At 72.9% G+C, this 11,384-nt stretch carries 9 protein-coding genes and 2 pseudogenes; 3 read left to right on the plus strand and 8 right to left on the minus strand.

Going from position 1 to position 11,384, the window contains the following annotated elements:
- Positions 1-46: 46 nt before the first annotated feature.
- A pseudogene (locus C3486_RS34995) lies at positions 47-827 on the minus strand (alpha-ketoglutarate-dependent dioxygenase AlkB).
- A gap of 364 nt (positions 828-1,191) precedes the next feature.
- Between C3486_RS34995 and C3486_RS35000 the strand changes: the two are divergent.
- A complete protein-coding gene (locus C3486_RS35000; RefSeq protein ID WP_103836907.1) occupies positions 1,192-2,118 on the plus strand; it encodes a carbohydrate kinase family protein in 927 nt (308 codons plus the stop codon).
- Positions 2,119-2,135: 17 nt separating this feature from the next.
- On the opposite strand, the gene C3486_RS35005 is transcribed toward C3486_RS35000, so the two are convergent.
- The 3 genes from C3486_RS35005 to C3486_RS35015 are packed head-to-tail and all read right to left on the minus strand — an operon-like array spanning position 2,136 to position 4,153.
- The gene (locus tag C3486_RS35005) at positions 2,136-3,008 is read right to left on the minus strand and encodes an SAM-dependent methyltransferase (protein WP_374936962.1); all 873 of its coding nucleotides are present in this window, start codon (positions 3,006-3,008) and stop codon (positions 2,136-2,138) included.
- Positions 3,005-3,283 (minus strand): DUF397 domain-containing protein, encoded by a 279-nt coding sequence (locus C3486_RS35010; protein ID WP_103836900.1) that lies wholly within the window; start codon positions 3,281-3,283, stop codon positions 3,005-3,007. Before C3486_RS35010 ends, C3486_RS35005 begins: the two co-directional genes overlap by 4 nt.
- A 3-nt stretch (positions 3,284-3,286) precedes the next feature.
- Positions 3,287-4,153 (minus strand): helix-turn-helix transcriptional regulator, encoded by an 867-nt coding sequence (locus tag C3486_RS35015; protein WP_103836901.1) that lies wholly within the window; start codon positions 4,151-4,153, stop codon positions 3,287-3,289.
- A 136-nt stretch (positions 4,154-4,289) separates the two neighbouring features.
- Between C3486_RS35015 and C3486_RS35020 the strand changes: the two genes are divergently transcribed.
- Positions 4,290-4,733, plus strand: coding sequence for an ATP-binding protein (locus tag C3486_RS35020; protein ID WP_258053189.1), 444 nt, complete (start codon positions 4,290-4,292; stop codon positions 4,731-4,733).
- A gap of 114 nt (positions 4,734-4,847) precedes the next feature.
- Here C3486_RS35020 and C3486_RS35025 read toward each other — a convergent pair.
- Positions 4,848-5,639: pseudogene (locus C3486_RS35025) on the minus strand (SGNH/GDSL hydrolase family protein); the annotation flags it as partial.
- Between the two features lie 308 nt (positions 5,640-5,947).
- Here C3486_RS35025 and C3486_RS35030 point away from each other — a divergent pair.
- Positions 5,948-6,760 carry a tyrosine-protein phosphatase gene (locus C3486_RS35030; protein ID WP_258053190.1) on the plus strand — a complete coding sequence of 271 codons (813 nt, stop codon included), beginning with the start codon at positions 5,948-5,950 and terminating at the stop codon, positions 6,758-6,760.
- Positions 6,761-6,773: 13 nt separating this feature from the next.
- On the opposite strand, the gene C3486_RS35035 is transcribed toward C3486_RS35030, so the two are convergent.
- Genes C3486_RS35035 through dxs form a run of 3 tightly spaced genes read right to left on the minus strand, consistent with a single transcriptional unit; the run spans position 6,774 to position 11,277 of the window.
- Positions 6,774-7,931: a serpin family protein gene (locus C3486_RS35035; RefSeq protein WP_103836909.1), complete on the minus strand. Its 1,158-nt coding sequence runs from the start codon at positions 7,929-7,931 to the stop codon at positions 6,774-6,776.
- Positions 7,932-7,987: 56 nt separating this feature from the next.
- On the minus strand, positions 7,988-9,370 hold the full coding sequence (locus C3486_RS35040) for an aspartate aminotransferase family protein (RefSeq protein ID WP_103836905.1): 1,383 nt from the start codon (positions 9,368-9,370) through the stop codon (positions 7,988-7,990).
- Entirely contained in the window at positions 9,367-11,277 is a 1,911-nt protein-coding gene (gene dxs, locus C3486_RS35045; RefSeq protein WP_103836906.1) for a 1-deoxy-D-xylulose-5-phosphate synthase, read from the minus strand. Before dxs ends, C3486_RS35040 begins: the two co-directional genes overlap by 4 nt.
- Positions 11,278-11,384 lie beyond the last annotated feature (107 nt).

Here is an 11,384-nt window from a genome sequence, read left to right on the forward strand (position 1 = left end):
CCATGGTCCAGCGTGCCGCGGGGTGCGGCGGGGGCGCACGCGGTTTTCAGGGCCGGGCGGCCGGGCGGTCCAGGGCGCCGACGCGGAGGGTGAGGTTGACGCGGCCCTTCAGGCCGAGCGCTGCGGGGGGCTGTGCCGGGCGCGGTGCGGGGCACGCCGTGGTAGGCCCACCGGGAGGGGCCGCCGAAGACGAAGAGGTCGCCGCTGCGCAGCTCGACGTCGGTCCAGGGCCGGTTCCTGGTCTCGGTGTTGCCGAACCGGAAGACGCAGGTGTCGCCGAGGCTGAGGGAGATCACGGGCGCGGCGGAGCGCTCGTCGATGTCCTGGTGCATGCCCATCCGGGCGGTGCCGTCGTAGAAGTTGACCAGGCCGATGTCGTACGGCGCGTCGGGCGCGTACGGCGCCGCGGCGTCCCCGGTGCCGTAGGCGGCGCGCAGCGCGCGGGCGGCGAGCGCGCGGAGCCGTTCGGGGAAGGGCTTCACGGGCGCGCCGTCGCCGTCGACGACGGTGCGGGTGTAGGCGTACGGGTAGGAGTGGCCGGGGCAGTCGGGGTTGGCGCGGGCGGCGCGGCCGCAGTCGGGGCAGCGCGGCACCGCGCTCCAGTGCCGGCCCAGGCACACCTGGCGGACGGACATCACGCCGCCGCCCGGGGTCCGTACGGTCCGCAGCCCGGCCGGCGGCCGTGCCCAGTCCCGGCAGGCGGCCAGCAGTGCGCGCTGCTCCGCCGCGTCCAGCCAGTCCGGTACGTGCACCGCGCCGGGTGCCACCTCCGTCCGCTCGCGCGGGAACACCTCGCGCGGGAACAGTCCGTCCGTCTCGCCCTCCATGTGCCCATCATCCCCCGGCCGCGCGGGGCATCGGGTATCGGCCAAGTGGTGCCGCGTCCGGCACCCGGCGGGCGCGTGCGGCACGAGCTGAGCGGCGGGCCCGGGCGCGGGCCGCCGGACGGGCCGGGTGGGGCGGGTGCGGGGCGGGGGCTGTCCGGAAAGCGGTGGTGGCGGTGGCCGGGAGCGCGTCCCGGGGAGTGACGGGGCGGTGACCTGCCGTTGCGCGGGGAGTGTGGCGTCTACACTCCCCGGAGCGGCCCCCGATGGGCCGTCATCGGTTTCACCAGCCAGGGATTCAAGGACACTTGTGACATTCCAGCAGGGATTCCAGCAGGACACCCGGCCGACTCAGCCGTACGACGTGCTGGTCGTCGGCGGATCGGGTGTGGACACGATCGTCCGGGTCGGCGCGCTGCCGGTACCGCAGGCCGACTCCTTCGCCGTACCGCCGATCCGGGAGTGGGCCGGGCATACGGGCACGGGCGTCGCGCTGGGCTGTGCGGCGCTCGGACTGTCCACCGCGTTCGTGGACTTCATCGGCGCGGACCACGAGGGTGAGCTGGTCAAGGAGCGGCTGCGGGGCACCGGCGTCGACTTCGATCCGATGATCTCCCCGCACGGGACCCGCCGCGCGGTGAACCTCGTCTCCCCGGACGGCCGGCGGACGTCCTTCTACGACGGCAGGGACCCGCTCGACCTGCGGATGCCGGCGGAGCACTACCTCCCGTACCTGCGCAGGACGCGGCACGTGCACCTGTCGATCATGCACTTCGCGCGGTTCCTGTTCGACGACATCCGCGAGCTGGGCGTCCCCGTCTCCACCGATCTGCACGACTGGGACGGGCTGGCCGACCACCACCGGGAGTTCGCGCTCCGCTCGGACCTGGTGTTCCTCAGCGCTGCGGGGGCCGGGGAGCGGATCGGCGCGGTGATGCGGGAGATCCTCAAGGAGGGCCGGGCGGAGGCGGTGATCGCGACCGCGGGTGCGGGCGGCGCCTACCTGCTCACCCCGGACGACTCCACCCCGCGGCACGTGCCGGCGGCGGTGCCGTCGGCGCCGGTGGTGGACAGCAACGGCGCGGGCGACGCGTTCGTGTGCGGCTTCCTGCACGGCCGGCTGGCCGGGCGCGACCTGGAGGAGTGCGCCCGGCTGGGGACGCTCGCTGGCGCGCACGCCTGTACGTCGGAGGGCACGCACACGGCGCTCATCACGGCGGAGGAGCTGCTGGCGGCCGCGGCGGAAGAGGAGGAGCCCGCCGCTGAACTGCGGGCTCCCTCGCTCACCCCGTGAGCGTCACCCCGTGAGGGTCACTCCTTGATGCCCACCCCGCCGTAGAAGATGGTGTTGTTGATCTCCTCGGCGGTGGGCACGGGGCCGTCCGGGCGCCACAGCGGGACCCGGACGACGCCGGGCTCCTGGATCGTGAAGGGGCCGAAGAGCCGTTCCACCTCGGCCCTGTCGCGGAGGCTGAGGGCGGCGGTGGCGTTCTTGTAGACGTCCAGGACGCCGTCGCGTGCCGCCACGTCGGTCCGGCCTTCCGCGTACTCCTCGTACGGCTCGCCCGTGGCGTGCGAGAGGATCAGGCGGCTGCCGGCGGGCAGCGCGTCGGCGAGCGCGGCGACCACGCCTGCCGGGTCCTCGTCGTCGCGCAGGAAGTGCAGGACGGCGACGAGCAGCACGGCCACCGGCGCCTCGAAGTCGATCAGCGCGCGGACGGCCGGGGCCGCCAGCAGCGCGGCCGGGTCGCGGACGTCGCCGAGGACGAAGGCGGTGCCGGGCGCGGAGGTGAGCCGCGCGTCGGCGTGGGTGGCGACGATCGGGTCGTTGTCGGCGTAGACGACCCGGGCGTCCGGGACGCTCTCGCGGGCCACTTCGTGGGTGCTGGGCGAGGTGGGGATGCCCGTGCCGAGGTCGAGGAACTGCCGGATGCCGCCGCCGGCCGCGTCCCGGACGGCGCGCCGCATGAAGGCGCGGTTGGCGCGGGCGCTGTCGCGTACCTGCGGGTGGACGCGGATGACCTGGTCGGCGGCCTCGCGGTCGACCTCGTAGTTGTCCCAGCCGCCGAGGTAGTAGTCGTACATCCGGGCCGGGTGCGGCCGGCTGGTGTCGATCTCCTCCAGGGCGAAGCCGCGGTCCTCGGCGGCGGGGCCGTGGCCGGCCGGGAACAGGGTGTCGCTCACGCGGTCCGCACCTCTCCGCAGCCGCAGGGGGCCGCGTGCAGCAGGAAGTCGGCCTCACCGGCCTTGGCACCCCTGATGAAGCTCTCGATCTCGCCGTGGGTGTAGATCAGCGCCGGGCCGTTGGGGTCGGTGGACTGGCGCAGCGCGACCCGGCCGTCCTGCAGTCTCATCGCCTCGACGCATTCGCCGCCGTTGCCGCCGCTCCACGGCTTGTGCCAGCCCTCGCTGCCCAGTTCGCTGGCGGGCATGCCGTTGTAGATGCGTATGCGATCCATGGTTCAGATCTCCTTGCGAAAGCCACTCAAGAGGGCTGCGGTGCGGTGTGCGGGCGCGGCCTGCGCGCACATCCGGTCCAGCGCCTCCAGGAACTGCGAGACGTCGCCGCGCTGGTCGAAGTACACCGCTCCGACCAGGCTCTCCGCGTACGCGATGTCGGGCAGTTCCGGGATGGGGAACCGGAAGATGTGGAACGGCCCGTACATGGCGGGGTGCGGGCCGGCGGCGAACGGGATGACCTGCAGCCGGACGTTGGGAAGCTCGGTGGCCTCGATGAGCCGGTCGATCTGCTCGCGCATGACCTCGGGGCCGCCGACCGGGCGGCGCAGCACCGTCTCGTCCAGGACCATCCAGAGCATCGGCGCGTTGTCGCGGCGGAGCAGCGACTGGCGTTCCATGCGCAGGTCGACGGAGCGGTCGATCTCCTCGACGGCGGCGTGCGGCATGCCGGCGCGCAGCACGGCGCGGGCGTACCCCTCGGTCTGCAGCAGGCCGGGCACGTAGTGCGGCTGGTAGGCGCGGATGAGGTTGGCGGCGCTCTCCAGGCTGACGTAGGCGCTGAACCAGTCGGGCAGGACGTCGCGGAAGCGGTGCCACCAGCCGGGGCGGTTGGCCTCCCGGGCGAGGGCGATGAAGGTCTCGCTCTCCTCGGCGTCGGTGACGCCGTAGGTGGCGAGCAGCTTCTCCACGTACGGGATCTTGAGGCCAACCTCGGCCTTCTCCATGCGGCGGACGGTCGCGTGCGTGACGTCCAGGGCATCGGCGGCCTGTTCGAAGGTGAGTCCGGCCTTCTCTCGAAGGTCCTGCAGCCTCTTGCCGAGGACAACCCGCAGGACGGTCGGGGCACCTCCCGACCGTGCGTCCACCACTTGTGATCTCCTCCAACTGAAGTGCGTGATCAGCAGTGTGTCATGCCATCAGAAGTGTGAACAGACTGCGATGTCGATTCTGCAATTTGCAGATTGATCCTTGCCAAGCTTGTGCAACATCGCACATAGTTGCGGAGTGCCTTCCTCCCACAACGCGGCATCGTTAAGGGGATGCGGCGGTGTCGCCGTCGAACTCCTCAGCGACGCCTTCGAATTGCCGGCGCTGCGCACCTCCGTCCCGGAGGCCCGCCGAAGAGTCACCGCCGCGCTGCGGGAATGGGGCGCCACCGAGCAGGTGCGCGACGACGCCGAGCTGGTGGTCTCGGAGCTGTTCACCAACGCCGTACGGCACACCGACAGCGAGCGGGTGCGCTGCGAGCTCACCCTCGACGGCGCGCGGCTGCGGGTGGCGGTCACCGACCAGGGGCACAGCGACTCCCGGCCGCAGGCGCTGCCGCCGAGCCGCGACCGGGAGTGCGGGCGCGGCCTGCTGCTGGTCGGCGCCCTCTCCGAGGACTGGGGCGTACGGCCCGCCGCGACCGGCCGGGGCCGGGTCGTCTGGGCCGACCTCGCGTACTAGCGGGGCCGACCCGCGTACGGGACCGGAGCCGGCCCGCTACGGAAGTACCGACGGGGCGCGGACGCCGGCCTGCGGCGGGACGACCGCCTGCACGAGTGCGGCGTCGACCTCGAACGGCGCCAGCTCGGGCCGCTTGGCCGTCACGTGGTCGCCCGAGGACTCGCCGCGCAGCCGCCGCCCGATCCACGGCACCAGGTGCTCGCGCGCCCAGTGGATGGTCTCGCGGCGGGTGTCGGCGGCGCTGCGCACCTCCGGGGGCCACGCCTGGTCCGGGTCGGCCGGCACGTCCAGGCCGAGGACCTGGGCCGCGCGGAGCGCCACGCGGGTGTGCCCGTCGGGCGAGAGGTGCAGCCGGTCGTCGCTCCAGGCCCGGCGGTCCTGCACGGAGCGGAGCGACCACAGGTCCAGGACCGGACAGTCGTACCGGTCGGCGATGGCCCGCACATGGGCGGTGTACGTCGCGATCTTGCCGCGCAGGTGCTTGAGCACGGGGATGCCGCGGGTGTCGAAGCCGGTGCACAGCAGGACCGTGCCGACCGACTCCTTGAGGTCCGCGACGGCGGCGGCGTAACGCTCGGCGACGGCGTCCGGGTCGGAGCCGGGCCGGAGGATGTCGTTGCCGCCGGCGCAGAAGGTCACCAGGTCGGGCCCCAGCTCCTTGGCGCGCGGCACCTGCTCGGCGACGATCTGGTCCAGGAGGCGGCCCCGCACGGCGAGGTTGGCGTACCGGAAGTCGTGTTCCGGGCGGCGGTCGGAGAGCAGGACCGCGAGCCGGTCGGCCCAGCCGATGAACGTACCGTCCGGACCGGGGTCGCCGACGCCTTCGGTGAAGCTGTCCCCGACGGCTGCGTACGACCCGATCGAGCCACCTTCGCTGCTGCTTATCTTCTTCGAATCCTCTGCCACGTCAGGACATACTTCACCTTCAGGAGTGACCTACGCCACCGTAACCAGGGGTTGACGGGTGGTGATGATCGCCACTCAGTCAAATTCTGTCCAAGTCGGAATAAGCATCCCCACCCGACACGGACGGAAAGAGGCGCCGAACGACGCCGCACGCACCCGACCCGATGGAACTGCGACGTCATAGCGACCCATCCGGTCAGAACAGGTGGCCGAGCGAGCTAGTTGCCTATTGCACCAGTGCCGTATGGTCGAACCAGCCCGCTCGCCGACGAGCAGCGTCGGCGGCCGACGTACAAAGGAGTGCGCCCGTGACGACGCAGCAGCAGCCGCAGGTCCAGTCGACCGAGCCCCTGCTCGCGGAGGTGCGCAACTTCCGCGACGTCGGCGGGCTGCCGACGGTGGACGGCCGGCGGGTGCGGCACGGGCGGCTCTTCCGCAGCGGCCACCTCGCGCACGCCACGGAGGCGGACGCCGCCTTCCTCGGCACCCTCGGCCTGCACACCATCTTCGATTTCCGCAACGCCGCCGACATCAAGCTCGAGGGCCCCGACGTCACGCTGCCCGGCGTGCGCAACGTCAACATCCCGCTGACCGACCCGGCCGACGGCGCGGAGTTCTGGGCGATGGTGCGCGACGGCGAGCTGGAGCAGCTGCGGGCCGCGCTGGGCGACGGCCAGGCGGCCGGCCGGATGGCCCGCACGTACCGGCACATCATCACGACCCGCACCGCCGACCACAGCCGGGTGCTGCACTCCCTCGCCGAGGAGAGCGTGCCGGCACTGATGCACTGCGCGGCCGGCAAGGACCGCGCGGGCCTGTCCATCGCGGTCACCCTGCTCGCGGTGGGCGTCGAGCGGGACGCCATCGAGGCGGACTACCTGATCTCCAACGACCCGCGCCGGCGGTACAAGGTGCGCCGCTCCGGCGGCTCGGCCGCGGCCATGTCCGAGGAGGTCATGGCACTGCTGGCGCCGCTCTTCGACGCCCGCGCCGAGTACCTGCACGCCGCCTTCGACACCATCGAGTCCACCTGGGGCTCCACCGAGGCGTACCTCACCGAGGGCCTGAAGCTCACGCCCGAGACCCGCGGCCGGCTGCGGGCGCAGCTGCTGGAGGACTGACCTCCGCGGGTCCTCAGACCGTGCCGGGGTCGGCCACCCAGCCCGCCGCGATGACGAGGCCCGTGGCCCGCTGTACGGCCAGGAAGCCGAAGGGACGGTCGAAGCGGGCCTCGACCTGGCGGGCCTGGTACGGCGGGGTCATCGGGGCGCCGCCGGGCGCCGCCGCCATGGCGGTCACCGCAGCGGCACGGAAGCCCAGCGGGCCGAAGGTCGCGGTGGCCGACTGCCGGGCCGCGGAGATCGCCAGCGGGTAGGCACTGATCCCCGGGAAATGCCCCTGCGCGGCCTGCTGTGCGCTTTCCAGACCGAACAGCGGCGCGTGGCCGAGCAGGTCGTGCTCGGCGTCGACCGTGAAGGCCACGGAGCGGATCCTGAGGGCCGGCTTCTCGTCCCGGCTCGGCACGGTGGTGACGGTGACGCCCGGGGCGACCCCGTCACCCTCGGGCAGCCCGTCCCCGTACGTCGTGGCGTACGCCCCCTCCAGCGCCGCGATCCCCGCCTCCAGCACCTCGCCCGCCGTACGGTCCTCGGGGCCGAGCAGCAGGTGGACGTCGAGCCCGTTGTCGCCCTCGACGCGCAGCCGGGTGAGCGGGCCGTACGGCGTGCCGTGCACCGCGAGGAGGTCGCCCAGGGGATCGAGACGCAGCAGACCGGCCAGCCGGCGCCCGCGCCACGGCCCGGTCTGCGGGACGAGGAGGGTATCGCCGAACGGCCACCGCCAGGTCGTCCGCGCCACCAGCGCCGACGCCAGCACGAAGAGCGTGTCCGAGGCGACGACCGGCGGCATCTTCTCGATCATGCCGTCGGTCTGCCGCGCCGCCCACGCGTTCAGCTCCGCCAGGTCCGCCTCGGCGTCCCCGGTCAGCTCCCCGTGGGTGGCCGGCGGCAGCGCGTCGCGCCACTCCGGGCGCAGCTCCAGGGTGCGGCGGGTCCACAGGCCGAGCGCCGCGCGGACGCCGGGTGCGGCGTCCAGCGCGGCGAGGACGTCACGGCCCGCCGCCGTCGCGGACTCGGCGGGCACGCCCAGCGCCGCGGACAGTTCCGCGCGGGCCGGACCGTGTGCCGGGCCCGCGAGCAGGGCCAGCAGCGGCCAGACGCCGGCCGCGGTGAGGACGGTGGAGCGCTGGGCGCCGCCGTCCCCCGCCGCGGCCCGCGCCCAGCGCGCCGTCATCGCGTTCACGGCCCGTACCGTCGTCGGTGCGGCCACCGTCCACCCCCGTCATGCGCTCATCGGTGGGCGACCGCCTGCTTCACCAGCGTCCGCCCGAAGTCCCACATCAGGCCGCCGCCGGTGTGGGCGTCGTCCATGACGGCCGCGAACGCCTCGACGAACCGGTCGACCTCCGGCTCCCCGATGATCAGCGGCGGAATGAGCTTAATGACTTCGAGGTGGTCGCCGGAGACCTGGGTGAGGATGCGGTGCTTCTGGAGCAGCGGGACCACGACCATCTGCGCGAACAGCCCCTTGCGTGCCGCCTGGAGCATCGTCCAGCGCCCGCGCAGCCCCAGCGACTTCGGGCGGCCGAACTCGATGCCGACCATCAGACCGCGGCCCCGCACGTCGTGCAGCAGCTCGTACTTCGGGATCAGCTCGGTCAGCCGGGCGCGCAGCAGGTCGCCCGTGGACCGCACCCCGGCGACGATCCCCTCGTCCTCCATGACCGTGAGGACGGCAAGCCCGGCGGCCATCGCCTGCGCGTTGGCGCCGAAGCTGGCGGAGTGCACCAGCACCCGGTCCATGGAGGAGTAGACCTTCTTGAAGACCGACTCCTTGCCGAGCGTGGCGCCGACCGGCACGTACCCGCCGGACAGCGCCTTGGCCACGCAGACCAGGTCCGGCTCGACGCCGGGCTCGTGCTGGTACGCGAAGAAGTCACCGGTGCGGCCGAGACCGGTCTGCACCTCGTCGGCGATGAGCAGCGCCTTGTGCTTGTGCAGCAGCTCCTGGGCCGCGCGCAGGAAGCCGGGCGGGGCCGGGTGCACGCCCTTGCCCTGGATCGGCTCCACGACGAAGCCGGCCACGTCGCCGCGCTTCAGCTCCCGCTCCAGCGCGTCCAGGTCGCCCAGCTCGATCGCGGTGTCCGGCAGCAGCGGCGCGAAGCCGTCGCGGAAGCCGGCCTCGCCGTTGACCGACAGCGAGCCCGTGGTCAGCCCGTGGAAGGCGTGCGTGCAGTACAGGATTCTCGGTCTGCCGGTGGCGTACCGGGCGAACTTCAGGGCCGTCTCGACGGCCTCGGTGCCGCTGTTGCCGAAGAAGACCCGGTCCAGGTGCGGCGCGTACCGGAGCAGCTTCTCGGCGAGCAGGCCGGGCAGCGGCGGGCAGTCGAAGCGGGTGAGGTCGGCGAGGCCCGCGTCCAGGACGTCGTGCAGCGCCTGCCGGACGACCGGGTGGTGCCGGCCGAGGCCCATGACGCCGAAGCCGGCGAGCATGTCGAGGTAGTCGCGGCCCTCGTCGTCCCAGAAGTACGCACCCTCGGCCCGCTCGTACACCTTGTCGAAGCCGATGGTGTGCAGCATCCGCGGGAGCTGGTGGTTGAGGTACTTGGCGTGCAGGTCGTAGCGTTCGGCGCCGCGCTCGGCGAGCAGCTTGGTGAGGTCGAATCCGCTCATGCGTCGTTGTTCTCCTTCACTGCCGCGACGGCCGCGCGGTCCTCCGTACGGGGCAGGCTCTCCGCGATGCGGCCCGCGATCTCCGCCGGGGTCAGCCCGATGTCGGCCAGCACCTCACCGCGCTTGGCGTGCGCGAGGAACTGTTCGGGGATGCCGAAGGTGCGCAGCGGCAGGTCCACGTCGGCGTCGCGCAGCGCCTGGCCGACTGCCGAGCCGACGCCGCCGGTGCGGCTGGAGTCCTCCACGACGGCCACGGCGGCGTGCCGCGCCGCCAGCCGCGGGATCTCGGGGTCGACCGGCTTGACCCAGCGGGGGTCGATGACGGTGGCGCCGATGCCGCGCGCCGCGAGCAGGTCGGCCGCCGCCAGGCAGACCGGTGCCATCACGCCGACCGCGACGAGCAGGACGTCCTGCCGGTCGCCGCGCGCGAGGACGTCCACTCCCCCGATGCGTTCCAGCGCGGGGATGGGCTCGCCGACGGACTCCTTGGGGTAGCGCACGACGGTCGGCGCGTCGTCGACGTCGACCGCCTCGCGCAGTTCGGCGCGGAGCTGGTCGGCGTCGCGCGGCGCGGCGATCCGCAGCCCCGGCACGACCTGGAGGATGGACATGTCCCACATGCCGTTGTGGCTCGGTCCGTCGGTGCCGGTGACGCCGGCCCGGTCCAGCACGAAGGTGACGCCGCACTTGTGCAGTGCGACGTCCATGAGGACCTGGTCGAAGGCGCGGTTGAGGAAGGTGGCGTAGACGGCGAAGACCGGGTGCAGGCCGCCGGTGGCGAGGCCGGCGGCGGAGACCGCTGCGTGCTGTTCGGCGATGCCCACGTCCCAGATCCGGTCCGGGTAGGCCGCGGCGAACTTGCCCAGGCCGACGGGTTGCAGCATGGCCGCGGTGACCGCCACCACGTCCGGGCGCTCGGCACCGATGCGGACCATCTCGTCGCCGAAGACGGAGGTCCAGGACGGCGGGCCGGGCGGCGTGACGGGTTCGCAGGTGAGGGGGTCCATCACGCCGACCGTGTGGAAACGGTCGGCCTCGTCCTCCAGCGCCGGGCGGTAGCCGCGGCCCTTCTCGGTGAGGCAGTGCACCAGTACGGGGCCGTGGAAGCGGGCGGCGCGGCGCAGCGCGGACTCCACGGCCGCGATGTCGTGGCCGTCGATCGGGCCGACGTACTTCAGGCCCAGGTCCTCGAACATGCCCTGGGGTGCGAAGGCGTCCTTGAAGCCCTTCTTCGCGCCGTGCAGCGATTCGTACAGCGGCTTGCCGACGACCGGCGTGCGGTGCAGCACGTCCTTGCCCCAGGAGAGGAAGCGTTCGTAGCCGTCGGTGGTGCGGAGCGTGGCGAGGTGGTCGGCGAGGCCGCCGATGGTGGGCGCGTAGGAGCGCTCGTTGTCGTTGACGACGATGATCAGCGGCCGGTCCTCGGCCGCGATGTTGTTGAGCGCTTCCCAGGCCATGCCGCCGGTGAGCGCGCCGTCCCCGGTGACCGCGACGACGTGGTCGCTCCTGCCCAGTACCTGGTTGGCCTTGGCCAGTCCGTCGGCCCAGCCGAGCACGGTGGAGGCGTGGGAGTTCTCGATGACGTCGTGGACGGACTCCTCGCGCGAGGGGTAGCCGGACAGGCCGCCCTTGCCGCGGAGCTTGGAGAAGTCCTGCCGGCCGGTCAGGATCTTGTGGACGTACGACTGGTGCCCGGTGTCCCACAGGATGCGGTCGGCGGGCGAGTCGAACACCCGGTGCAGGGCGATGGTCAGCTCCACCACGCCCAGGTTGGGGCCGAGGTGGCCGCCGGTGCGGGCGACCGCCTCGATGAGGAACCGGCGGATCTCGGCGGCCAGCTCGTCGAGGCGCTCGGCCGGCACCTCCTTGAGGTCCTGCGGTTCCCGGATGTACTCGAGCATCGACATGCTGGGTCCCCCTCCTCTGTGTTCTGCCGACGGAGCCGTCGGGGGTTCGTTCAGCCGACGGTGACGTCGGGGGTGCCGGTCGCCGCTCCCTCGGCCGCCATGCGTTC

Origin of the sequence: Streptomyces sp. Ru73, assembly GCF_002920575.1 — a bacterium.
GTDB lineage: Bacteria > Actinomycetota > Actinomycetes > Streptomycetales > Streptomycetaceae > Streptomyces.

Bases quoted from the DNA above. Each gene is read 5' to 3' on its own strand.
- C3486_RS35010 (WP_103836900.1), bottom strand. From the start codon at position 3,283: ATGGATCGCATACGCATCTACAACGGCATGCCCGCCAGCGAACTGGGC.
- C3486_RS35035 (WP_103836909.1), bottom strand. From the start codon at position 7,931: ATGACGGCGCGCTGGGCGCGGGCCGCGGCGGGGGACGGCGGCGCCCAG.
- C3486_RS35040 (WP_103836905.1), bottom strand. From the start codon at position 9,370: ATGAGCGGATTCGACCTCACCAAGCTGCTCGCCGAGCGCGGCGCCGAA.
- dxs (WP_103836906.1), bottom strand. From the start codon at position 11,277: ATGTCGATGCTCGAGTACATCCGGGAACCGCAGGACCTCAAGGAGGTG.